General features: G+C 43.0%; 22 protein-coding genes and 1 pseudogene. 17 read left to right on the top strand and 6 right to left on the bottom strand.

Going from position 1 to position 23,159, the window contains the following annotated elements; all coding sequences use genetic code 11:
- Positions 1-94: 94 nt before the first annotated feature.
- Positions 95-1,189 carry a TFIIB-type zinc ribbon-containing protein gene (locus tag K1F36_RS04560; RefSeq protein WP_220112728.1) on the top strand — a complete coding sequence of 365 codons (1,095 nt, stop codon included), beginning with the start codon at positions 95-97 and terminating at the stop codon, positions 1,187-1,189.
- A 5-nt stretch (positions 1,190-1,194) separates the two neighbouring features.
- Positions 1,195-2,130, top strand: coding sequence for an SMP-30/gluconolactonase/LRE family protein (locus K1F36_RS04555; protein ID WP_220112727.1), 936 nt, complete (start codon positions 1,195-1,197; stop codon positions 2,128-2,130).
- 1 nt (position 2,131) lies between these two features.
- Here K1F36_RS04555 and K1F36_RS04550 read toward each other — a convergent pair whose 3' ends face one another.
- From K1F36_RS04550 to hemH, 4 genes are read right to left on the bottom strand one after another with little or no spacing between them, the layout of a single operon-like run.
- On the bottom strand, positions 2,132-3,232 hold the full coding sequence (locus tag K1F36_RS04550) for a lactonase family protein (RefSeq protein WP_220112726.1): 1,101 nt from the start codon (positions 3,230-3,232) through the stop codon (positions 2,132-2,134).
- A gap of 53 nt (positions 3,233-3,285) precedes the next feature.
- Positions 3,286-4,662 (bottom strand): MATE family efflux transporter, encoded by a 1,377-nt coding sequence (locus tag K1F36_RS04545; protein WP_220112725.1) that lies wholly within the window; start codon positions 4,660-4,662, stop codon positions 3,286-3,288.
- A 47-nt stretch (positions 4,663-4,709) separates the two neighbouring features.
- Complete coding sequence (locus tag K1F36_RS04540; RefSeq protein WP_313790062.1) at positions 4,710-5,534, bottom strand: DUF3050 domain-containing protein; 825 nt, start codon at positions 5,532-5,534, stop codon at positions 4,710-4,712.
- A gap of 1 nt (position 5,535) precedes the next feature.
- Positions 5,536-6,582 carry a ferrochelatase gene (gene hemH / locus K1F36_RS04535; RefSeq protein WP_220112724.1) on the bottom strand — a complete coding sequence of 349 codons (1,047 nt, stop codon included), beginning with the start codon at positions 6,580-6,582 and terminating at the stop codon, positions 5,536-5,538.
- A 146-nt stretch (positions 6,583-6,728) separates the two neighbouring features.
- Between hemH and K1F36_RS04530 the strand changes: the two genes are divergently transcribed.
- From K1F36_RS04530 to K1F36_RS04520, 3 genes are all read left to right on the top strand, one after another.
- The gene (locus K1F36_RS04530; RefSeq protein WP_220112723.1) at positions 6,729-7,802 is read left to right on the top strand and encodes a mechanosensitive ion channel family protein; all 1,074 of its coding nucleotides are present in this window, start codon (positions 6,729-6,731) and stop codon (positions 7,800-7,802) included.
- Positions 7,803-7,887: 85 nt separating this feature from the next.
- Positions 7,888-9,243, top strand: coding sequence for a hypothetical protein (locus tag K1F36_RS04525; protein ID WP_220112722.1), 1,356 nt, complete (start codon positions 7,888-7,890; stop codon positions 9,241-9,243).
- A complete protein-coding gene (locus K1F36_RS04520; RefSeq protein ID WP_258538933.1) occupies positions 9,212-10,096 on the top strand; it encodes a DUF1460 domain-containing protein in 885 nt (294 codons plus the stop codon). Before K1F36_RS04525 ends, K1F36_RS04520 begins: the two co-directional genes overlap by 32 nt.
- Here K1F36_RS04520 and K1F36_RS04515 read toward each other — a convergent pair.
- Positions 10,082-10,840: a ThuA domain-containing protein gene (locus tag K1F36_RS04515; protein WP_220112721.1), complete on the bottom strand. Its 759-nt coding sequence runs from the start codon at positions 10,838-10,840 to the stop codon at positions 10,082-10,084. The genes K1F36_RS04520 and K1F36_RS04515 overlap by 15 nt on opposite strands.
- 11 nt (positions 10,841-10,851) lie before the next feature.
- A complete protein-coding gene (locus K1F36_RS04510) occupies positions 10,852-11,730 on the bottom strand; it encodes an AraC family transcriptional regulator (protein ID WP_220112720.1) in 879 nt (292 codons plus the stop codon).
- Positions 11,731-11,940: 210 nt separating this feature from the next.
- On the opposite strand from K1F36_RS04510, the gene hemA reads away from it, so the two are divergent.
- From hemA to K1F36_RS04450, 12 genes and pseudogenes are all read left to right on the top strand, one after another.
- Complete coding sequence (gene hemA, locus K1F36_RS04505; RefSeq protein ID WP_220112719.1) at positions 11,941-13,197, top strand: glutamyl-tRNA reductase; 1,257 nt, start codon at positions 11,941-11,943, stop codon at positions 13,195-13,197.
- A complete protein-coding gene (hemC, locus tag K1F36_RS04500; protein ID WP_220112718.1) occupies positions 13,194-14,120 on the top strand; it encodes a hydroxymethylbilane synthase in 927 nt (308 codons plus the stop codon). Before hemA ends, hemC begins: the two co-directional genes overlap by 4 nt.
- Complete coding sequence (locus K1F36_RS04495; RefSeq protein WP_220112717.1) at positions 14,098-14,808, top strand: uroporphyrinogen-III synthase; 711 nt, start codon at positions 14,098-14,100, stop codon at positions 14,806-14,808. Before hemC ends, K1F36_RS04495 begins: the two co-directional genes overlap by 23 nt.
- A 61-nt stretch (positions 14,809-14,869) precedes the next feature.
- Positions 14,870-15,895: a uroporphyrinogen decarboxylase gene (hemE, locus tag K1F36_RS04490; RefSeq protein ID WP_220112716.1), complete on the top strand. Its 1,026-nt coding sequence runs from the start codon at positions 14,870-14,872 to the stop codon at positions 15,893-15,895.
- Positions 15,892-16,383: a DUF6973 domain-containing protein gene (locus K1F36_RS04485; RefSeq protein ID WP_220112715.1), complete on the top strand. Its 492-nt coding sequence runs from the start codon at positions 15,892-15,894 to the stop codon at positions 16,381-16,383. The genes hemE and K1F36_RS04485 overlap by 4 nt, the downstream gene beginning before the upstream one ends.
- Positions 16,380-17,282: an oxygen-dependent coproporphyrinogen oxidase gene (gene hemF, locus K1F36_RS04480; RefSeq protein WP_220112714.1), complete on the top strand. Its 903-nt coding sequence runs from the start codon at positions 16,380-16,382 to the stop codon at positions 17,280-17,282. The genes K1F36_RS04485 and hemF overlap by 4 nt, the downstream gene beginning before the upstream one ends.
- Positions 17,283-17,310: 28 nt before the next feature.
- Positions 17,311-18,099, top strand: a complete 789-nt coding sequence (locus tag K1F36_RS04475; RefSeq protein ID WP_220112713.1) for a PhzF family phenazine biosynthesis protein — start codon at positions 17,311-17,313, stop codon at positions 18,097-18,099.
- Between the two features lie 27 nt (positions 18,100-18,126).
- Positions 18,127-19,116 (top strand): porphobilinogen synthase, encoded by a 990-nt coding sequence (gene hemB, locus K1F36_RS04470; protein ID WP_220112712.1) that lies wholly within the window; start codon positions 18,127-18,129, stop codon positions 19,114-19,116.
- An 11-nt stretch (positions 19,117-19,127) separates the two neighbouring features.
- Positions 19,128-20,435: pseudogene (locus tag K1F36_RS04465) on the top strand (serine hydrolase domain-containing protein).
- A gap of 40 nt (positions 20,436-20,475) precedes the next feature.
- Positions 20,476-21,597 carry a CNNM domain-containing protein gene (locus K1F36_RS04460; RefSeq protein ID WP_220112711.1) on the top strand — a complete coding sequence of 374 codons (1,122 nt, stop codon included), beginning with the start codon at positions 20,476-20,478 and terminating at the stop codon, positions 21,595-21,597.
- A complete protein-coding gene (locus K1F36_RS04455) occupies positions 21,597-22,067 on the top strand; it encodes a methylated-DNA--[protein]-cysteine S-methyltransferase (protein WP_220112710.1) in 471 nt (156 codons plus the stop codon). The genes K1F36_RS04460 and K1F36_RS04455 overlap by 1 nt, the downstream gene beginning before the upstream one ends.
- A 9-nt stretch (positions 22,068-22,076) precedes the next feature.
- On the top strand, positions 22,077-22,790 hold the full coding sequence (locus tag K1F36_RS04450; protein ID WP_220112709.1) for a 3'-5' exonuclease: 714 nt from the start codon (positions 22,077-22,079) through the stop codon (positions 22,788-22,790).
- The last annotated feature ends 369 nt before the right edge of the window (positions 22,791-23,159 follow it).

The following is a 23,159-nucleotide window of genomic DNA, read 5'->3' as shown; positions in this document are numbered from 1 at the left end:
CGAAATGACAAACAGAACACTAATTATACTATCATTCCTGTGAAAGCAGGGATCCTTAAACCATCAAGATTCCCGTCTTCACGGGAATGAAGATATGGAAGAGCAAAAAATCCAAAAGACCGAACTCAAAAAAGCCTGCACCAATTGCGGGGCGGAGCTTAAATACAAGCCTGGCACCACCAGTATCAGTTGTGAATATTGTGGCCACCAAGAGTCCATTGAAGTGGACAAAAACGGGTTTGAGGAATTGGAGCTACAGCCATTTTTACAGGAAATGGGCTCGCAAAAGCACAGTGAGGAAATCTCCATGCTGCATTGCAAAAATTGCGGTGCCGACCAACATGTGGAAGAAAACTACAAATCGCTCCATTGCGTGTATTGCGGCCAACCCTTGGTTATAGAGGACGCCTACAAAGAGAATTGGATATTGCCCGGTGCGGTGCTCCCTTTTCAAATTGATAAAAAACAATCCTTCATCATTTTTAAGAAGTGGGTAAAGCGTTTATGGTTTGCACCGAACAACTTAAAAAAAGCCTCTCTGGACCCTCAGTTTACCAAAGGGCTTTATTTGCCCTATTGGACCTTTGATGCACAATTGTACGCCTCCTATACAGGTCAGCGCGGGGAATATTATTATGAGACCAAAAGAGTCCGTAATTCGAATGGAAAAATGGTGACCCAACGAGTCCGTAAAACCAGATGGTATCCAGCCGCTGGAGAAGTTTCAGGTTTTGTGGACGATACGTTGATCAAGGCATCACATCAAAAGGCTGGAAGAATCCCTGGAAAAATTGCCTTTTGGGATTTGAAAAAACTTCAACCTTTCAACAGCGGTTTTTTATCTGGATTTGTTACCGAAAAATATACCATCCCCTTAAAAGATGGGCATTTGCATTCCAAAGAGGTGGCAAAGGACATTGCAGATTCTTGGTGCAGGCGCGATATTGGTGGCGACACCCAACGTGTGCTTTCCATGGACATGAAACTCTCCGAGGAGACTTTTAAGCATATTCTATTGCCCGTTTACGTGAGTGCCTATCGCTACAATGGCAAAGAATACAATTTTTTTATCAATGGGGAAAACGGGCAAATTTCGGGCACACGACCTTATAGTTTTTGGAAAATATTCTTTACTGTTCTTGCTGGACTAATTTTGATTGGTGTGATTGTTTTTCTTTCCAAAAAGTAAATATCATGCGTGTAATATTCATTCTAGCAGTTGTTTTGATAACATCTTGTTCCAAAAGCAACCACAGTGTCAAATTGAATTTTCATAAAGATTTGATTCCAGAGGGCATCGCCATTGATCCTGTTTCCCAAAAAGTTTATCTGAACAGCCTTTTTAAAAACAAAATTGTAAGGTCCAATCTGGATGGTACGCAACCTGAAGTTTTTATAGAAAGCAACCAATTTGGTTACCTTTCTGGTTTTGGAATGACCATAAAAGGTGATACACTTTTTGCTCTGGGCAATAGCCATACAGGTCCGGACAACCAATCCATTTTACTGTTGTTAGATGTTTCGACCGGTCAATTGATCAATACGTATTTATTGAAGAATTTTGATAAATCTTACCTCAACGATATAGCTGTAGGTCATAACGGTAATTTTTACATCACGGATTCTGAACATTCCGCCATATATACACAAAATAAGAAAAATGGACATTTGGAAATCTATTTTTCAAATACAGAAATACAGCACCCGAACGGAATTACGGTTTCCGACAATGGGCAGTACCTTTATATTGCTTCAATGAAAAGTGGAATCCGCATATTGGATATTGCCACCAAAAAACTGCTAAATTTTCCCAATGACCACAAGGGAATCGATGGAATGAAGTTTTATAAAAATACTTTGATCTGCATCGTGAATGCTCGACGTAACCCTGAAAAGAATGGTATTTTTCAGTTTACCTTAAATAAATCGGGAACCAAAATTACTGGGCAATCCAAACTTGGGTCATTTGAGAACCCAACGGATATCCCAACAACTTTTGCAATTCACAACAATCACATGTACTATGTTGCTGATTCTCAAATGGACATGTTCGATGAGACATCAGATCAAATAATAGACACTTCCAAATTGGAGGACTACCACTTGATTCAATTGAACCTAAATCCTTGATCTATTCTGTAAAAACCAAACAAACAGGGTTAGGGTGTTCCGTCTCATTCAAAAAAGTCAGGGTTCCGTTTTCCGTATCTCTTTTGAAAACCACGATGTTGCTGGTCTTTTTGTTGGCGACCAATAAGAATTCACCTGTTGGATCTATGGAAAAATTTCGGGGCCAATCCCCGCGTACCGATTCCCTTCCGACCAATTCCAATTTTCCTGAAGTACCATCCACAGCAAAAATTACGATGGTGTTTTCACCACGATTGGAACCGTACAAAAACTTTCCATCGGGTGATAGGTGAAGATCGGCACAAAAGCTTTCTCCATCAAAATCGGGAGCCAAGGTTGGAACCACTTGAACCTCCTGGTAATTTCCGTTCTCAACCCTTTCAAAAACGGAAATGGTACTGTTCAGTTCATTGATGACGTATAGTAGTTGACCTTCATTACCAAAGGTAAAATGGCGTGGCCCTGCTCCATCTTCAAACGGTATGGATGCTTGTTCGGCTTGAACGAACTTACCATCTTCTTTTCTGTATCTTTTTACAGCATCCAATCCCAAATCGGTTACCATAAGCCCATCCATATTGAACTGTGCCATGTGAGCATGCGATGTTTTTACGGAATCCAATGGTTTATGATCTATTACCTGCGGATTATCGGCCAAGGAACCATCACCATTAAGTGAAAATATGGCAACATTACCGCCTGTGTAATTGGCTACGGCCAAATGGCCATCACCCGAAAATGATACGTGGCAAGGATGTGCGCCCTGAGTGCCCATACTGTTTTGAAGTTCCAGTAAATCCTTGTTCAAACTAAAGGCCGTAACACCGCCACCCAAACTATCGAAATCATCGGTTTCCTGAACGGCATAGAGGTGTTTTTTATCTTCTGAAATGGCCAAATAGGATGGATTGGTCAACTTGGCAGCCAGTTTTTTACTGGACAGCTCTCCAGTATTCGCATCAAAAGTGTAGGTGTAGATGCCCTCGCTATCACCATCGGTGTAGGTTCCAACAAATAAGGTGTACATGGGTTTTTCTTCAGGTTTTTCGGAGCAGGCCAATGCTAAAACTACAACCAAGCCCGCAAGAACAAATTTTTTCATGGATGTTTAGTTAAACGACCCAAATTAAACATTCTAGATCAAACTGGAAGTATTTAAGATAGTTCGGCCCTGATTTCTTTCTGAAGAAAAAATCCTGTGACGACCGTTGAAAGCACATCGGCAATACAAAAGGATAGCCACACCCCTATTTCTCCCATAAAATTGGGAAGAATCAAAATCAACGGGATAAAAAAGAAGCCTTGACGCGTCAAGGTCAGCAACAAAGCAGGAATGGCCTTGCCAATGGCCTGAAAATAAGCGGCTCCTATCAATTGTATGGCAATGATCGGCGTTGCGGCAAAAACCAATCGCATGGCCAAGGGCGTATGTTGGCGCACAAAATTATTGGTCTCTATTTCCTCTGGGGACAGCTCAGGGCGATTGCTCAAAAACAGGGATGCTATTTCCGAAGGAAAAACCATCAACACCACAAAAACAAGGGTTGCCACCAAAGCTGCATATTTAATGGCAGTGTAAATGGATTCCTTTACCCGATCGTACTTTACCGCTCCATAATTGTAGCCAGCGATGGGCAAAAATCCTTGGGTGACACCAAAAACGGGAAATAGGGCGAACATCAGCATTCTACCGATTATGGCATACACGGCGACCATGGCCTCCCCGCCCAAATTGAACAATATATTGTTCATCAATAAATACGTGATGCTAGTAACCGCCTGTCGGGCCAAGGTCACAAATCCCAAGGAACCGATTTCCCGAAGAATAGATCGATCCAATCCAAAATGGGAGATATCGATTTTTAATTCGGAGTTGTCCGATAAAAAAAAGTAAAACACATAAAAAAAGCAGAGCAAGTAGCCCACCGTGGTGGCCCAAGCCGCACCTTGCATGCCCCAATCGAACACATAAATAAAGATATAATCCATCAATAGGTTTCCCACAGATGGAATGATCATGGCGATCATGGCAAAACGAGGCTTGCCTTCTGCACGGATCACGGTATTTCCCATCATACAGAGGGCCAAGAAAGGAACTCCGTACAAAATGATGGTATAGTAAATCTTGGCGGGTTCAAAAATGGCACCTTTGCCGCCAAAGGCTGGAATCAAACTATCCACAAAATAAAGGCCTAGAGCCACCATGGTGATGGTAACCAACAAGGTCAAAGTAATCTGGTTCCCGAAGGTTTTTAGGGCCTTATCGCGATTATTGGCACCCAGTGCCCGCGAAATAATGCTGGATCCCCCGATACCGATGGCCATTCCCAATGCGGCGATAAAGAAAGATACCGGAAGTACCACGTTTATGGCGGCAATGGCGATGGAACCTATCCAGTTGCCCACAAAAATGGAATCCACCAGCACGTTCAGGGACATCACCAAAATACCAATAGAAGCGGGTACGGCCTGTTTGATCAGTAATTTTCCAATGGGTTCCTGCCCAAGTTCCTCGGAGGTTATTTTGGCCATGCCAGCGGGTATTCTTTATTTAAAATGAAGGCAATTCTGGTTCAAAACTACAACGCATTCACCAAATTCCCTTTGTTCTCTTTTAGTTTTTCGGCAATACTGTCCCAAAGCTCGATTCGGAATTGGAGCGCTTGCTTGCTGTATTGTAAAACATCGTTCCACTTTTTGTCGTCGGTACCGCAAAGTGCCTTAATCATGCGCAATGCCAAAGGGCCGTGCTCGTCCCCATCCAATTCAATATGTCTTTTGAGGTAATATTCCAGTTTTTTGTAGTTGCTCGCACCTTTTTCCCCAGATTGCTCAATGATGCCCAAGAACATATCGGGAATCAAGTCTTCGCGACCAAAGGTAAAGGCAGCCGCAATACGATGCGGTTGTTGACTATTGATGACCTGGAAAGTAAATTGAAGAAAATTCTTTTCGGCCCGATTGAGTTCTGCCCCTTCAATTTGGTTTGAAATCGTTTTTAAATCAGTGAAAGACGAAATGATGGCTTCAGCCTTCTGGGTGTCCGCCTGCACCTCCTGCATGGCATCGAGGTACATTTCAAAATGACTTTTGGGTTCTCCCTCCTCGTTGAAATCGCTCTCTTCCTCCAGCACAATCTCATTAATGAACCGTGCCACCGAAGTATCGTCGGCGGGGTGCCATGGCAAGCTCACACAGGTCAAATGTTGCTGCAGGGCTTTTAAAAGTGACATAAAATCCCAAACGGCGTAGATATGGCTCTCCATGAAGGTTTTAATATCCTCAACGGATTCCAATTGAGCATACAATGGGTGGTTCTTTAATTTTTCACGAAGGGGTTGAAGCTCGTGCTCCAAGTTTTCAATTTTCATGGCAACTATTTTGTTCTCTTCTTCTTTACGCAATTTATCGGATGTTGGTTTCGGGCAATAGATCCCTTTCTTCCCAATTCTTGATCCATTTGGCCATCAATTCGGCCCAATCATCACGGTCGTTCAAACAGGGAATATGGATGTAATCACCCCCTCCAGCTTCTTGAAACTGCTCCTTTCCCTCCATGGCGATCTCTTCCAAAGTCTCCAAACAATCACTGACGAATGCTGGGGTGATCACGGCCAGTTTTTTGATACCTTCTTCCCCCAAGCGCTCAAACTCTTTGTCCGTGAAGGGTTGCAACCAAGGGTCGCTTCCCAATCTGGATTGGAACGAAGTGCTCACTTTATCCTCTGGCAGGCCAAGTTCCTTTTTTACCAGCTCGGTAGTATCATAACATTGGTGCCTGTAGCAGGTTTGGTGGGCCACAGAATTCGTCTTGCAACAAGTTCCGTTCAATTGGCAATGGAACTTGGTAGGGTCCGATTTTCTAATATGCCTTTCGGGAATTCCATGATAGGAAAATAGAATATGGTCGTAGTCAAATCCCTGTAAACCTTCGGCAATACTTTTTGACAATATTTTAATGTAATCTGGGTTACTGTAAAAAGCGGGCAATGTGGTTATGTGCATCTCGGGAAAATCCTGTTGTTGCACTTCAAGTGCTTTTACAACGACTGTTTCGTAGGACGACATGGCATAATGTGGATACAATGGTACCAAGAACACCTCATCGACCCCTTTCTCCTTTAATTCTTGTAAACCTTCTTTAATGGACCCCGAACCGTAACGCATCCCAAGGGCCACGGGAAGGTCTGTATGTTTTTGCACTTTTTTCGCGAATCTTTCGGAAATAATGATCAACGGAGACCCTTCATCCCACCAAATTTTGGAATAGGCCTCCGCGGATTTCTTGGGACGGGTATTTAATATAATCCCCCGTACAATGATGTTCCTTAACACAGGATTGACGTCGATAACGCGTTCGTCCATCAAAAATTCATCCAAATATGGCTTTACATCCTTTGCGGTAGGGCTATCGGGAGATCCCAAATTGACCAATAAAACTCCTTTTTTCACGGCATTTTAGTTTAGGCCGCTAAAATACAACACGAAGCGGACTTCACCTTTTCCACATCAAAATACTTTTTTATGATAAAATAATGATTTTCGATTTTGTTTAAGCATTCTTCCTTCCTTGGGCTTTTCTGTCTTATTTTTGAAATATGGAGTCCTTCTACGACAATGTTTCCAAAGAATCCCTTATTTATTTGGGCATTGCCCTTTTTGTACTGGTCGTACTGTATTGGAGCACATCCGTTGTGCTGAAACGTTTGGGCAAAAACCCAAAATATCTTTTGCCAAAAAGCGCATTTCGTCGCTTGGCCATTCCATTGGTATTGATTTTTATATCGGTTCTCCTACGAATGAAAGCGCTCCGCGACCTCTTGAATTTGGAAAACGCGGAATACTGGTTTAAAAAAGCCAGTACCTTGCTCTTTATCTTTGCGATGGCCTGGGCCATGATCGCTTTGCTTAAAATCATAAAAAAAGCAGTCATTCAAAATTATGATATTGGAGTAGCGGACAACCTAAAGGCACGAAAGGTGTATACACAGTTTACCATTCTAGAACGCATCTTCATTTTCATTATAATACTGTTGAGCGTAGGCTTTATTTTGATGAGCTTTGAAGAAATCCGAGAAGTGGGCATCAGTATTTTTGCCTCTGCGGGTGTTGCGGGAATCATTATTGGTTTTTCGGCACAGCAGTTTATCGGGACAATTTTGGCCGGTATCCAAATTGCCATTGCCCAGCCCATAAAACTGGATGATGTGGTGATCGTGGAAGGCGAATGGGGGCGAATCGAGGAGATTACTTTGACCTATGTGGTGGTGAGCATTTGGGACAAAAGACGTTTGATCGTGCCCACACCCTACTTTATCAACCAACCGTTCCAAAACTGGACCAAGACCTCATCTGAACTACTGGGGACCATATTTTTATATGTGGATTACAATGTTCCTTTTGATAAAATTAGGGAAGAACAAACACGTATCTTAAACAACACGGACCTGTGGGACGGTAATGTAGATGTGGTGCAGGTTACGGACACCAAACCCAATTATGTAGAAATCAGGTGCTTGGTCAGTTCCAAAGATTCGCCGACAGGATGGGATTTACGGGTGCATGTCCGTGAGAAGCTTATTGAATATTTACAAGAAAATTATCCCGAGAGCATTGCGAGGACTACGCGATTGACGGTTGAACGTAAAGAGGACAACCGCACCAACGCTTAAACTCAACCTTGTTTTTTACTGTTTGCCAGAGTTTTCTACGGTATTTTATTGAGATACTTATCTTTAAAGCAACCAAACTATGTACATGAAAAACCTATTCCCATTGTTACTGGGCATTCTTTTTATTTGTAATGGATGCTCCAAAGACGAATCCCAACCACCTAATCCCAATCCTACGGAAGGAGAAGAACCAACAAATGAAAACCCTGACGAACAAGAGCCAGAAATGGTGACCTATTTTACTTTTGAGGCTTTAACCAACACCGGTGATACAGATGATTGGGTCATCATTCATGATGAAAATGGCGTTTTGTTAGACTTTAAATCGTTCGAGTTTGGAGACAAATTTGAATTTCAGGTTTTAAAAGAAGAACCCCATCCCGATAATTTCACCATTACACTATTCAACTACAAAAACTCAGTTGAAGGAGAAATGTTGCATACAATTAAATCCTATCCAAATATATCGACGGAATCAAATTGGAAACATACTCCTAATGCTAAAGCAAACAACGAAGTTGAAAGGGGAAGCCCACTTGGCAGTGTAAGCATAACCGTGAATGATGCCATATCACCCAAATATCAGTTCTTTTCGGACACAGGAGGTTTTATTCAATCCGATTACGGTCCGGATTTTGAAGGTGTCACACAAAATATTTTCAATGAAAATATTTCTATTTATCAAGAAGAAAAGTTGTTCTACTCATTCTATGACTCCAACAACCAAGTGAAATATTATTCAATCGAAAATGTTTCCGACGGGGATGAAATCATCCTGGATTATTCAGATTTCCAGTCTTATGATAGCTATCTTGAGGTGAACCTTCCACAAGATAGTGCTCAACACAATCTATTGGCTGTGGTGAACACCTTTGAAGAAAATCAAAATATAAGTGTGTCCAACGGTATTCACTTCTATTTTATTATTGACATTGTTGATTCAGATTCCACCGACCCACTAAAGCTTGGCTATTTGGATGCCTATTCCAAATATCACAGCGTTTTATCATTAAACAATGACACCTATGCTTATAGCTTAGTGAAATTTGGTGACAAGCCGAATGAAATATCCATTCCTAATGATGCGACAATAACTGTTTTTGATGAATCAATCTCCAATTATCAATTTGAAACCAATCTGGATTTTCAAATGCAAGATGTTTCCTGGGAGGTTACAGAAGGCGAAAGATATGTAGATTTAGTTCAGACTAATTGGAATATTATTTCTGCGCCTGGGAGTTCAGGAACTATTGGGGACATTCCGGAAGAAATACAGTCAGCTTATCCAAACTTAAAGATTGAAGATTTAAATTTGACCTCGACCAAATTACATTTGGACTTCATCACCTATGATCAATTGTTACAGGTTGAATTTATCAACCCAGAACTTAAAACATATTACAACTCCCATGAGATATTCATTTTCAAACATTCTAACTAAAAGTTTTTTTCTGTTTTTTTTGATGTTGTTGGGATTCTTGACGAAGATAGAAGCCCAACAAATCACCTGTTCTACAAAGGACAAATCCCTTTTCGAGACCAAAATATCTGTGCTGGAACAAACAAAAGCATCGGGCTTAGGGGATACCATTGCTTTGGTCGGACAATCCTTTTTGGGAACGCCTTACGTGGAAAAAACCCTTGAGGTTGGCGATACGGAAACCTTGGTCGTGAATTTTGGTGGACTGGATTGCACCACTTTTGTGGAAAATGTGCTGGCCTTTAGCCTGATGCTGAAAAACCAACAGCAGGATTTTGAAAATTTCACGGAAAACCTAGAGACCGTTCGGTATAGAAACGGAAATTTAGAAGGTTACCCCTCTCGTCTCCATTATTTTACGGAATGGATTCGAAACAACGAGAAAAAGGGTTTGGTCAAGGATATCACCGCCGAACTAGGCGGAGTGGAGCTTGAAAAAGCTATCAATTTTATGGGGACACATCGAAACTTGTACCCATTTTTGGCCAGTGACGAGAATTATGAAGCCATGTTAGCTGTAGAGAAAGATATTGCCGAGGAAAAACTCTGCTACCTGCCACAGGGCCAAATTGAAGGCAAGGAACACCTCATCAAGTCGGGAGACATTCTTGCCTTGGCCACCTCCATAAAAGGGTTGGACGTGACCCACACGGGAATCGCCATCCATCAACCTGATGGAAGATTGCATTTATTGCACGCCTCCAGCAAAAATGGTGAGGTAGAAATATCCGAATTGCCCTTGGCGGATTACCTAAAAAATATCAAAAGCAACATTGGAATCATTGTGGCAAGACCGACCTTACTTTCGCTTTAGGCACCATTCAATGGCACCTAAAAGATGTTGGCGGAACATAGGTTCATCATAGGCGTCCTCGGTATGGCCACCGCCCGTATAGAAAGCTCTTCCTCCATCAAATTCGTGATACCATGCTATCGGATGATTGGAGCCATTGGTTCCGCCTTCGTAAGTGGTCTCATCCAAATTGAGCAAAACAGTAACGTCCTGATTTAAATCCTTAAAGTTGTACCACTCATCGGTTCTAGTCCAGGAATCTTGTAAGTGCTCCGTGGACGGATGCGCCTTGCTCACCACATCAATTTTTGCCTGCCGGACGTTGGGGTCGCTGGGGTGACTTACAAAATAACCCCCTACCAACTTTCCATACCAAGGCCAATCATATTCGGTATCCGACGCTGCATGGATTCCCAAAAAAGCACCTCCTCCTTTAATGTACGATTCAAATGCACGTTGTTGTGCGTCGTTCAACACATCCAACGTGGTGCTTAAAAACACGACAAGTTTGTAATTTTTAAGGTTTGAGGCCGTAAAATCCTCTCCTGATTCCGTCTGTAAAGCGATAAAACCGTTTTCCCTGCCCAGTTCCCTAAGCGTCTGCACTCCTTTCTCAATCGATTTATGCCGCCATCCTTTGGTTTTGGAGAAAACCAGTACCAATTCTGGCATTTTTTGGGCTTCCGATTCAGTTGTAGGTGTGTCTTGCGCCTCCATTTGAAATATAAAACAAAGGGCAAGCAAGGATAATGTGAAGATTCTCATATGCTGTTTGTTTAGACGTTTGAAGTTAAGTATTTTTTGGGTGTTGTACCGAACTTCTTTTTAAAAGAGGCTATAAAATGACTGGCCGTACTGTACCCGACCTTAAGTCCCACTTCGTTGACATTGTGCTTGCCGGTTTCCAGCATTTTGCGGGCATATTCCATTTTATAATCGAACAGAAACCCAAATACGGAGTCTCCATAGATTTGTTTGAAGCCTTCTTTCAACTTTTTAAGGCTCAATCCCACTTCTTGAGACAGTTCGGCCAATGTTGGCGGCTCGGCCATTCGAGAAATCATAATCTCCTTGGCCATACGGATACGACGGACATTATCCTCATCTGCCAAATAGGGGCATTGTTCCAGATCGGCGTCTTCGGTCTTGTTGAAATAGAGGGAAATCAGTTCGTAGACCTTACCCTTTAAATACAGTTTTTTGATGGATGGATGCAAGTTATAGTTCATCAATTGGCTTAGGACAACGGCCGTGGCGGGGGACACCATTTCTTGGGAATAATACTTTTTCTCCTTGTTTTCCTCACTCAAAAACGGAATGTAGTCCGCTTCATCTGAAAATAAAGAGTGAAATTTCCTGATGGTCATGACCACCGAGAGCAGCCAAGACCCTGGCGACACCACTAAATCAAGCGGTAAATCTTTTTGGGTATTGTAGAGCAAAAGGGAGTTTTCTTCATTTACCTCCAAATAGTAGTTGCCCTCGTTAAAATTGAACTTTGACTTTCCCTTCAAACAAAAGTGAAATTGAATGTAGGAACTGTCTATATCCCTTGCTATCAGCTTAGGTTCTTGGGTATCGTTCTGGATTTTGAGGATGTAAATTCCGTCTTCGACCAAAATTTCATCATATGAACCGCCAGCGATATTTTTCATATTGGTTTTCAATCTGATTTTGCTTTTGACTTAATTTAGAATCGCTCTAAATTGTATTGTTGATTATCAAATTTATCAATAATACCAATGTGTTATGTCATTTTAATCAAAAATAAATCATAAAATAACAGCCGTAGTTATTTATAGTACCGCTAGCGTTATTTTTTGACCTATAAGCCTGTTATTTTTGTGCTGCGATTTATATCCTTTATGAGGGACTACCATATTTCAAAACATAATTCCTTCTATGCCGTTGGGTTAAGTTACAAGAAGGCGGATGCAGAGGTGAGAGGAAAGTTCAGTCTGGATGTTCCTGCCATTGACCATATTTTGGGCAAGGCCAAGGAAATCGGAATTGATGGTCTTCTGGCCATCTCTACTTGTAACCGTACAGAACTCTACGGTTTTGCACAACACCCCTACCAGCTTATCAAATTACTTTGCGACGAGACCCATGGAACGGTTGAAGAGTTCCAGGAAGTGGCCTATGTGTACAAAAATCACGATGCCATTTCGCATATGTTCAAAGTGGGAACCGGTCTTGACAGTCAGATTTTAGGTGATTTTGAAATCATCAGCCAAATTAAGCAAGGGTTTTATCGTGCCAAAAAGTATGATATGGCCAATCCGTTCATGGAGCGCTTGTGCAATGCTGTGATTCAGGCCAGCAAGCGTATCAAAAACGAAACGGAAATATCTTCTGGTGCCACATCCGTAGCTTTTGCTTCGGTAAAATATATTTTGGACAATGTTGATGACATTTCCGACAAGAACATCCTCTTGTTCGGAACGGGGAAAATTGGAAGAAACACCTGCGAAAACTTGGTAAAGCACTCCAATAATTCCCATATTACCTTGATCAACCGAACTCGGGAAAAAGCGGAGGACATTGCAGGCAAATTTCAGTTGACCGTTAAGGATTATGGCGATTTGCAAACCGAAATACGTAAAGCAGATATTCTTGTGGTTGCCACGGGTGCCCAATTACCCACCGTTTCCAAAGCACTCATCTATCCCAAAAAACCATTATTGGTGTTGGATTTGTCAGTTCCCAAAAACGTATCGGACGATGTGAAGGAACTGGACAACGTGACCTTGGTGCATTTGGATCAACTCTCACAGATTACCGACGAAACCTTGGCCAAACGAAAAGAATACGTTCCCAAAGCGGAAGCTATCATAGAAAAAGTAAAAAAGGATTTCCTGAAATGGCTGGAAACCCGCAAGTTTGCCCCTGTGATCAATGCACTCAAGGACAAACTGAACACGATGAAAACCGAGGAAATCGATTTTCAGACCAAAAAAATTGAAGGATTCGACCAAATTCAGGCAGAAATCATCTCAGACCGGATCATTCAAAAAATCACCAAGCAGTTTGCCAACCACCTGAAGAGCAACGAGGTCGATACCGATGATAGCTTGGAGCTGATCCAGAAAGTTTTTCAGCTAGAACTACACTCCAAATGAGCAAAATAATCCGCATTGGAACCCGCGACAGCGAATTGGCGCTGTGGCAAGCCACCACCGTACAACAAAAGTTGGAAGCACTTGGGTACGACACCATTTTGGTTCCGACCAAATCTTTGGGAGACCAAGTGCTGGACAAGCCACTTTACGAGTTGGGCGTTACGGGCATTTTTACCAAAACTTTGGATGTTGCCCTGCTCAAAGGAGACATTGACATTGCGGTACACTCCATGAAGGATGTACCCACCCAACTGCCCAAAGGAATAGTTCAAGTAGCGGTTTTGGAACGCGCGATGACCTACGATATTTTGGTGCACAAAGGGTCAGCCTTTTTGGAAAATGACCAGCCCGCAACCATCGCGACTGGAAGTTTGCGGCGAAAAGCGCAATGGTTGAACAAATATCCCAACCACAAAGTGGTTGATCTCCGGGGAAATGTCAACACCAGATTGCTGAAACTCATTGAAAACGATTGGGAGGGTGCCATTTTTGCTCAGGCCGGATTGGAACGCATCAAACTATTGCCCAAAGATGCCATTCAATTGGATTGGATGATTCCCGCTCCAGCTCAAGGCGCCATGTTGGTCGTGGCCAAGGAAGAAGACGATTTCACCAAAGAAGCATTGGGCAAACTCAACCATCCCGAAACCGAGATGGGAACCACCATCGAGCGTGAATTTTTACGCACCTTGGAAGGAGGTTGTACCGCACCAATAGGTGCTTTGGCGCAAATAAAAGACCAAACGGTTCATTTTGAAGGTGTTGTTTTCTCTTTGGATGGCAAGCAGAAAATCGATATCAAAAAAGAAGTGAAATTGTCCGAAGCCAAAGACCTTGGAAAAATAAGTGCCGAAGAGGTATTGCAAAAAGGGGGCGATAAATTGATGCAGGAAATCAGAAATGAAAACAGTGCTCTCCACTAAAATACTGACCCCATCACAAAAGGAACTCTTTCTAAATTCCAGTTTGGGATTGGTGGAGTACGATGCCTTAAAAATCGAACCGCTGGACGTGAAGATTCCCTTCAACTACTCCAACTATATTTTTACCAGCAAGAATGCCGTGAAGGTATTTTTGAATCAATCCGAGCGTCTGGAGAAATCAAAGTTCCGCGCCTACTGTGTGGGGGAAAAAACAAAAGCACATTTGGAAGAAAATGGCGTAAAAGTGGTTGAAATGGCCCAAAATGCATCAGAATTGGCTGAAATTCTTGTGAAAAATCATCAAAACGAGTCTTTCCTATTTCTTTGTGGCAACAAGCGAAGGGATGAACTCCCTGAAACTTTGACAAAAAATAACGTTCAGTATAAAGAGCTGGAAGTCTACCGAACCCATTTAAATCCAAAGGCGTTTCAAAGGGATTTTGATGGTGTTCTGTTTTTCAGTCCAAGTGGCATCCGAAGCTATCTTTTGGAAAATTCATTAGGGAACAGCATCTTGTTCTGTATCGGAGAGACTACAGCTGCTGAAGCTCAAAAACATTCAAAAAATATAATTACAGCTAACAAACCAACCGTGGAAAATGTGTTGGTGCAAGCGATAAAAGAATTATCGATTCGTGGGGATGCTGAGCGGAGTCGAAGCGCCTTTCAAAATCGAAAAAACAATTAAAAGATTCCTGCCGGAGTTTATGCTGAGTTAAACGAAGTACAGGAATGACAAATTAAAATCTATGATAAAAAATGACCTGTTCCTAAAAGCTTTAAAAGGTGAAACCGTTGAACGTCCGCCCGTGTGGATGATGCGACAGGCAGGGCGCTATTTGCCCGAGTTTATGGAACTCCGTAAAAAATACGATTTCTTTACCCGCTGCCAGACACCGGAATTGGCTTCCGAGATTACCGTACAGCCCATTCGCCGATACGGAATGGATGCCGCTATTTTGTTCAGCGATATTTTGGTGATTCCCCAGGCTATGGACATCGAAGTGCAGATGAAACCAAATTTTGGACCTTACCTGCCAAACCCTATCCGTTCGCAAGCTGATTTGGACAACGTAATCGTGCCCGATATCCAGGACACTTTGGGCTATGTGATGGAGGCCATAACCATGACCAAGGAAAAATTGAATGATGAAATTCCCTTGATCGGGTTTGCAGGTTCTCCTTGGACATTGCTTTGTTACTGTGTCGAAGGCCAAGGAAGCAAGAGTTTTGACAAGGCCAGAGGATTTTGCTTTACCCAACCGGAAGGTGCACACGAATTGCTTCAAAAAATCACGGATACCACCATCGCCTACCTAAAAGCTAAAGTCAAGGCGGGTGTCAATGCCGTTCAAGTATTTGATTCGTGGGGCGGGATGCTCTCGCCTCGGGATTACCAAGAATTTTCTTGGAAATACATTCAGCAAATCGTGGATGCATTGAAGGACGAAGCACCCGTAATCGTTTTTGGAAAAGGATGCTGGTTTGCGTTGAAAGAAATGGCCAACTCCGGGGCTTCCGCTGTAGGCGTGGATTGGACGTGTTCCGCCCAAAATGCAAGGTACTTGACAGGGGGCAATGTTACCCTTCAAGGTAATTTTGATCCCGCCCGCTTGCTTTCGCCTCCATCAACCATCAAGGAAATGGTCACGCAAATGATTCGTGATTTTGGCAAGGATAAATATATTGTAAACTTGGGTCACGGTATTTTGCCACATATTCCCGTAGAGCACGCAAAAGCATTCATCGATGCGGTTAAAGAGTACCAAGAGTGAACCTTTTTGCGGTACTGAAACGGGTTGATTTTAAAAATATACTGAAAGTTATTTTTATAGGACTGAGCCGTCCTCACTTTATAGGGCCAACCATTAAAGCCACCAAGGATTGCATCGCCATATCGACCGATAATTATGGGAGACTCCATCATAAAAATGGTCCGGCAAATGCTTTTAGACACGCCTTTTGGAATTATTTGATCGCCAAACGGTGTTTTAGATGGCAGCAAAATGAGGAAACTGTTTTGGCCTGGGCCAAAAAAGTGACGGATTGGCACGAGGATTCATTTCCGAACAAAAAATTGGAAAAGGCAATGGATTTGCACAACAACGAAGCGGGTCGTTTCATTTTTGAGCAAAATACCGATAAATCAGAAGAAGAAGTCATCGAACTATTGAGGCAAATGGCTTTGGAATCCATCAAAATTGATGAGAACTCAACACTTTCTGAATACAAAAACCGAATGGTACATATTTTGGAACAATGAAAGATAGATTTTACACATACATTCAACAATTACAGGACGCTATTACCTCCAAACTGGAAGAACTGGACGGAACCGCCAAGTTTCAACAAGATTTTTGGGAACGTGAAGAAGGTGGCGGTGGCAGGACACGCGTCATTGAAAATGGGGCCGTTTTTGAAAAGGGCGGTGTCAATATTTCCAAAGTCCATGGGCCACTGCCCAAAAGTATGCAGAGCTACTTTGGAGTGGAAGATGTGGATTTCTTTGCCTGTGGCCTCAGTTTGGTAATCCATCCCAAGAGCCCTATGGTGCCGACCGTGCACGCCAATTGGCGTTATTTTGAGATGTACGACAAAGATGGAAACATTGTGGATCAATGGTTTGGTGGCGGTCAAGACCTTACCCCCTATTATTTGTTCGATGAGGATGCAGCCCACTTTCACGCGGTTTGTAAAAAAGCTTGTGATAGTCATAATCCAGCGTTTTATCCTGCTTATAAAAAGAAGTGCGACGAATACTTCTGGAACGCCCATCGAAATGAAGCCCGCGGTATAGGCGGGTTGTTCTTTGATTATTGCAAAGCGACCGAAGAGACCAGTATGGAAGATTGGTACAATTTTGTTGCCGAGGTCGGGGACAGTTTTTTGGATGCCTACGCACCTATTGTTGAAAAGAGAAAGGACCTTCCCTATTCCAAAGAGCAGCGCGACTGGCAAGAAATTAGACGGGGCCGTTATGTTGAGTTCAATCTCGTGCACGATAAAGGCACCCTGTTCGGCCTAAAAACCAACGGCCGTATTGAAAGTATTTTGATGAGTCTGCCTCCGCACGTACAATGGCGATATGACCATCATCCTGAAAAAGGAAGTGAGGAAGAACAGTTGATAGCAGTGCTGCAAAATCCAAAAAATTGGGTTTAATCCTTAGCTTTGCCTTGAAACCAAGCCTATGAGACAGAAAATTTACCAAATAGATGCATTTACCAGCCAGACCTTTGGCGGAAATCCTGCCGCGGTCTGTATTTTGGATTCGTGGTTGAGTCCAGAATTAATGCAAAAAATCGCCCAGGAGAACAACCTGGCGGAAACCGCCTTTGCCGTAAAGAAAGACGGGCAATATGAAATTCGCTGGTTTACCCCCGAAGTGGAAGTGGACCTTTGCGGACACGCGACACTGGCAACTGCCTTTGTGCTCTTTCATTTTTATGAATTTGATGAAAATACCATTCAGTTTTATTCAAACCGAAGTGGAAACCTCAACGTGAACAAGGCAGACAATGGTTGGTTGACTTTGGATTTTCCAACCGATAATCTGATTGCCATTCAAAATATTGAAGAGTTGGACACGGCCATCGGGCAAGCCCCAATAAAAACCCTGAAGGGCAAAACGGATTATATGATGGTCTATCAATCACAAAAGGAAATTGAAGCCATTGAACCCAACCATCATTTGCTTGAAAAATTGGATGTTCGTGGCGTTATCGTAACCGCACCTGGGGACGAAGTGGATTTTGTTTCCCGTTTTTTTGCTCCCGCTTGCGGCATTCCCGAAGATCCTGTGACCGGTTCCGCCCACACTTCGTTATCGCCATATTGGTCCGAAGTTTTGGACAAAACCAAAATGACGGCCAAACAACTTTCCCAGCGAGGAGGTGACTTGGTCTGCGAATATTTGGGCGAGCGCGTTAAAATTTCCGGTAAGGCCGTGCTTTATTTAACTGGGGAAATCGATATATAAATAAAAACATCGCTTAAAACTAAATATATGTACCCACTCATAAGAAACAGAAGACTTCGAGCATCCGAATCCATTAGAAGATTGGTGCGGGAAACCACATTGACACCAGATGACTTTTTGGTGCCTTTATTTGTGACCGAAGGCAAGGGAATCAAAGAAGAAATACCTTCTATGCCCAACTATTTTAGGCTGAGTTTGGACAATTTGGAGAAAGAAGTAACGGAACTTTGGAAAATGGGATTGTGCTCTGTCCTTCTTTTTGTGAAGGTCGATGATAAACTGAAAGACAACAAAGGAACCGAAGCGCTCAACCCCAATGGTTTGATGCAACGTGCCATAAAAACCGTGAAAAATGCCTGTCCGCAGATGCTGGTTATGACCGATGTTGCCTTGGACCCGTTTTCGTCCTACGGACACGATGGTATTGTGGCCGAAGGGCAAATCTTGAACGATGAAACGGCTGAATTGCTAGCGGAAATGAGCGTGTCCCACGCCAAGGCAGGGGCCGATTTTGTGGCCCCCAGCGATATGATGGACGGCAGAATTTTGACCATTCGCGAAGCCTTGGAAGATGAAGGCTTCCTCAACACTGGGATTATGGCCTATTCCGCCAAATACGCCAGCGCCTTTTATGGCCCGTTCCGGGATGCTTTGGATTCCGCTCCCGTGGATATCGCCAATGTACCCAAGGACAAAAAGACCTATCAAATGGATTATGCCAATCGGTATGAAGCTATCAAGGAAACCCAAATAGATATTGACGAAGGGGCGGATATCGTGATGGTAAAACCGGGGTTGTGCTATTTGGACATTGTTCGGGAAATCAAAAACGAAGTAGAAGTTCCGGTTGCCGTGTACCAGGTTTCTGGAGAGTATGCGATGGTAAAAGCCGCTGCAGAAAAAGGCTGGTTGGACCACGATGCCGTGATGTTGGAACAGCTTACGGCCATTAAAAGAGCCGGTGCCAATATCATTGCCAGTTATTTTGCGAAGGATTTTATCCGAACTTTGGGCTAAAACTTGACCAAATGAAAAAACTGGCGGTTTCGTTCTTTTTCATCACTTTAGTGATGCCCTTTGCATTTGCCCAACGCGAACTAATCCACGCCGTGCCCTCCAAATTGGGGTTCGATGAGGCTTTCATCGACCAAAAGGTGGATTCCATTATGGAAATGGGCATCGATAGCTTGGCTTTTCCCGGTGCACAGCTCTTGGTGGCCAAAAACGATACTGTCATTTTTCATAAAGCCTACGGTTTCCACACCTACGACAGCATTCAACCCGTGGCTTTGAACGATCTATACGATTTGGCATCCGTCACCAAAATTTCCGGTCCCTTGCCGGCCTTAATGAAGTTGGTGGACGAAGGCAAGCTAGATTTGGACCAACCTTTCAGCACGTATTGGAAGCCTTGGCGGCACCGAAAAGACAAAAAAGACCTCACGCTTCGGGAAATTTTGGCGCATCAGGCTGGTCTTATACCCTATATTGTTTTCTTACAGCAAGTACTCCGTAAAAACGGTGAGGTCAAAAAAAGATTTGTGCACAATTCATCAAACAAAAGATATCAAGGACAGGTTTACGAGGGCCTGTATATCAATAATCGTTTTGAACGCAAGATGAACCGAATCATCAACCGGTCCAAAGTATCGGAAGAAAAAAAATATGTGTACTCTGGTCTCACTTTTCTGATTTTTCCAAGTTTGATTGAGCAAATCACCGGAACGGATTACCAAACCTATTTGGATGAAAATTTCTATCAACCATTAGGCTGTCATACCCTAGGATATCTTCCCAAGGAAAACAACTACGTAAATGCCATTGTCCCTACCGAAGTGGATTCACTCTTCAGGAAAACCTTGGTCCAAGGATGGGTGCACGATGAAAATGCATCCCTCAAAGGAGGTGTTTCGGGCAATGCGGGATTATTCGGTACGGCAGATGACTTGGCCAAACTGATGCTTTTCTATCAAAATTATGGGAACGTCGACGGCAAACAACTCATTTCAGCTGAAACCGTAAAGTAATTTACCAAGGTGCAATATCCTGAAAATGAAAATTACCGGGGTCTAGGTTTTGACAAACCTCTCTTGAACAATGCCGAACTGCCTTTGGAAGAGGCCTACCCCTCCCCTTTGGCATCGCCGGAGAGTTTTGGCCATTCGGGCTTTACCGGAACCTTTGTTTGGGCGGACCCAGTAAAAAATCTGACCTTTATCTTTCTTTCCAATCGGGTTTACCCATCAAGAGACCATCGAAAACTGTACAGTTTGGACATTAGACAAGCCCTACAAGATGTTTTTTACAAAGCTGATGGATTAAGCATCCATAATTAATTCCTATTCCCTATCTTGGTACTAAAGATTCTGCCATTCTATGGGACTACTACTATTTTATGCCCTTATTTCCATATTCTTTTCGTTTCTGTGCTCCATATTGGAGGCGGTGCTGTTAAGTATCACACCCACCTTTATCAATGTAAAAAAACAAGAAGGGAAAGATTATGCGGCCACGTTGGAATCTCTTAAGAAGGACGTGGACAAACCACTGATTGCCATTCTTACCCTGAACACCGTTGCCCACACTGTGGGTGCCATTTTGGTAGGTGTACAGGCAAAAGTCGCCTATGCAGAAATGTATGGTAGCACAGCGCGAACCATATTCGGATTCACGTTGACCGAAGATTTGATGGTAGGTATTGTTTCCACTTTAATGACGATATTGATTCTAGTGGCCTCGGAAATAATTCCAAAGACCATTGGGGCAACTTTCTGGAAGCAACTGGCCAACTTTACCAGCAAAGCACTAAACATAATGGTATTCATCTTAAAATGGACAGGGTTGTTATGGCTTTTGCAACTGTTTACCAAGCTTGTTGGCGCCAAAGGGGAACATGGTAGTGTTCTGAGCCGTGAGGATTTTAGTGCCATGACCGAAATCGCACACGAAGAAGGCGTGTTTCAGGAATCGGAATCCACGATGATCAAGAACCTGCTCTATTTTGATGAAATACAGGCGCGGGATGTGATGACTCCCAGAACGGTTATGAAGATCGCATCCGAAGACACCCCTATAAAAGAGTTTTTTGAAAAAAACAGACCGTTGCGCTTTTCCAGAATTCCCTTGTACAAAGATCGTATGGACAACATCACGGGCTTCTTTTTAAAGGATGAACTCTTGGAAGCCATCATCTCCAACCAAGGAGAAGAAAAACTATCAACTTTGAGAAGGGAGTTATTGGTTACCGAAAGAAATAAATCTATCAACGAGCTTTTCAAAAAATTTGTACAGAAAAGAGAACATGTTTCATTGGTAGTGGATGAGTATGGTTCCGTAAGTGGATTGGTCACGATGGAAGACGTGATCGAAACCCTTCTTGGTTTTGAGATTATGGACGAAAGCGACAATGTGGAAGACCTCCAAAAGCTTGCCCGAAAGAACTGGCACGAACGCGCCAAGCGTTTGGGAATTATTGAAGGTGAAGATGAAATAGAATAATGGAAACTGCTTACGTACAGACACCTATCGGAACAGCAGAATTAAAAGGAGATGTTCATGGACTATCCTCCATAACCGTTTTGGAAAACAAAAAACCAAATGGTACAATTTCTGATGTTTTAAAGGATGCTGTAAAGCAGTTTGAAGAATATTTTAATGGAGACCGAACGGTATTTGACCTTAAATTGAATCCATCGGGCACCGATTTTCAGAAAAAGGTTTGGGATGCCTTGTTACAAATTCCCTTTGGAAAAACCATTTCTTATTTGGAACTTTCCAAACAACTCGGTGACGTAAAGGCCATTCGTGCTGTAGCCTCGGCCAATGGCAAAAATCCACTTTGGATTGTGGTTCCCTGTCACCGTGTAATCGGAACCAACGGAGACCTCACAGGCTATGCAGGTGGACTGCATAGAAAAAAATGGTTATTGGAACACGAGAGTCCTGCAAAACAGACGACTCTTTTTTAATTGGCTACCATGCTTTATAAACTTAACCTGGAGCATATCCTTTTTTTGGATATCGAGACCGTACCCCAACAACAACATTTCACCGATTTGGATGAAACTGCCCAGCTATTATGGGAACAAAAAACACAGTACCAGCGAAAAGAAGAGTTCACGCCCGAGGAATTTTACGACCGGGCTGGCATTTGGGCCGAATTTGGTAAAATTGTCTGCATCTCCGTAGGCTATTTTAAAATACAAGGAGATCTAAGGACATTTAGGACCACTTCCTTTTATGGTGACGAGACTAAAATCCTGAAAGAGTTCAAACAACTGCTGACAGGTTATTTTAGCGGCGTAAAGCATCTTTTGTGCGCCCACAATGGCAAAGAGTTCGATTTTCCGTATATCGCCCGCAGAATGATCATAAACGGCATCAATCTGCCCTACAAGCTGGACCTGTTCGGAAAAAAGCCATGGGAAATACCCCATCTGGACACCATGGAACTTTGGAAGTTCGGCGATTATAAACATTACACCTCGCTCAAATTATTGGCGCATATACTGGGCATCCCTTCCCCAAAAGAGGATATGGATGGCAGTATGGTAAAAGATGTGTTCTACAAGGAAAAGGACATCGACCGAATCATCAACTATTGTGAACTGGATGTAGTGACCACCGCACAGGTTTTTTTACGCTTACGAAATGAGGAGCTCTTGTCGGACGAAGAAATCAAAAAGGTTTGATTTTGGATGTCGGTAGTTTGTATTGAGTAATGAGAAAATGGTCGCTTCGTTCAGTATGACAACTCGGTCGCTTCGACTCCGCTCAGCGACACGCATGTTATCGATATTTTACGAGGAAAAGCTATTGGTTTTCATTTGTGTAAAGCGATACAAATTCAACATTTTGGTATAAAAGCCCTTGTTTTTCCGATTTCTTGTGACGAACCCTCGTTCAACTGCGGGCAAAAACAGGGTGACTGTTCTGTTATCGTCCATTTCGATGAGTGGCTGTGGTTTGAGATACTTCGCTCCGCTAGGAATGACAACCCCGTCGCTGAGCGTCCGCCTGCCGGACGGGCAGGTAGTCGAAGCGACACGAATCGCACGGGC

Origin of the sequence: Flagellimonas abyssi (assembly GCF_019457905.1) — a bacterium.
Lineage (GTDB): Bacteria > Bacteroidota > Bacteroidia > Flavobacteriales > Flavobacteriaceae > Flagellimonas > Flagellimonas abyssi.
The sequence above is the reverse complement of the archived record's forward strand: the minus strand, read 5'-3'. Positions and strand labels throughout refer to the sequence as shown.

What these genes read in the sequence shown, in the direction of transcription:
- K1F36_RS04560 (WP_220112728.1), top strand. Translation starts at nt 95, where the DNA reads ATGGAAGAGCAAAAAATCCAAAAGACCGAACTCAAAAAAGCCTGCACC.
- K1F36_RS04555 (WP_220112727.1), top strand. Translation starts at nt 1,195, where the DNA reads ATGCGTGTAATATTCATTCTAGCAGTTGTTTTGATAACATCTTGTTCC.
- K1F36_RS04550 (WP_220112726.1), bottom strand. Translation starts at nt 3,232, where the DNA reads ATGAAAAAATTTGTTCTTGCGGGCTTGGTTGTAGTTTTAGCATTGGCC.
- K1F36_RS04545 (WP_220112725.1), bottom strand. Translation starts at nt 4,662, where the DNA reads ATGGCCAAAATAACCTCCGAGGAACTTGGGCAGGAACCCATTGGAAAA.
- K1F36_RS04530 (WP_220112723.1), top strand. Translation starts at nt 6,729, where the DNA reads ATGGAGTCCTTCTACGACAATGTTTCCAAAGAATCCCTTATTTATTTG.
- K1F36_RS04525 (WP_220112722.1), top strand. Translation starts at nt 7,888, where the DNA reads ATGAAAAACCTATTCCCATTGTTACTGGGCATTCTTTTTATTTGTAAT.
- K1F36_RS04520 (WP_258538933.1), top strand. Translation starts at nt 9,212, where the DNA reads ATGAGATATTCATTTTCAAACATTCTAACTAAAAGTTTTTTTCTGTTT.
- K1F36_RS04515 (WP_220112721.1), bottom strand. Translation starts at nt 10,840, where the DNA reads ATGAGAATCTTCACATTATCCTTGCTTGCCCTTTGTTTTATATTTCAA.
- K1F36_RS04510 (WP_220112720.1), bottom strand. Translation starts at nt 11,730, where the DNA reads ATGAAAAATATCGCTGGCGGTTCATATGATGAAATTTTGGTCGAAGAC.
- hemA (WP_220112719.1), top strand. Translation starts at nt 11,941, where the DNA reads ATGAGGGACTACCATATTTCAAAACATAATTCCTTCTATGCCGTTGGG.
- hemC (WP_220112718.1), top strand. Translation starts at nt 13,194, where the DNA reads ATGAGCAAAATAATCCGCATTGGAACCCGCGACAGCGAATTGGCGCTG.
- K1F36_RS04495 (WP_220112717.1), top strand. Translation starts at nt 14,098, where the DNA reads ATGAAAACAGTGCTCTCCACTAAAATACTGACCCCATCACAAAAGGAA.
- hemE (WP_220112716.1), top strand. Translation starts at nt 14,870, where the DNA reads ATGATAAAAAATGACCTGTTCCTAAAAGCTTTAAAAGGTGAAACCGTT.
- hemF (WP_220112714.1), top strand. Translation starts at nt 16,380, where the DNA reads ATGAAAGATAGATTTTACACATACATTCAACAATTACAGGACGCTATT.
- K1F36_RS04475 (WP_220112713.1), top strand. Translation starts at nt 17,311, where the DNA reads ATGAGACAGAAAATTTACCAAATAGATGCATTTACCAGCCAGACCTTT.
- hemB (WP_220112712.1), top strand. Translation starts at nt 18,127, where the DNA reads ATGTACCCACTCATAAGAAACAGAAGACTTCGAGCATCCGAATCCATT.
- K1F36_RS04460 (WP_220112711.1), top strand. Translation starts at nt 20,476, where the DNA reads ATGGGACTACTACTATTTTATGCCCTTATTTCCATATTCTTTTCGTTT.
- K1F36_RS04455 (WP_220112710.1), top strand. Translation starts at nt 21,597, where the DNA reads ATGGAAACTGCTTACGTACAGACACCTATCGGAACAGCAGAATTAAAA.
- K1F36_RS04450 (WP_220112709.1), top strand. Translation starts at nt 22,077, where the DNA reads ATGCTTTATAAACTTAACCTGGAGCATATCCTTTTTTTGGATATCGAG.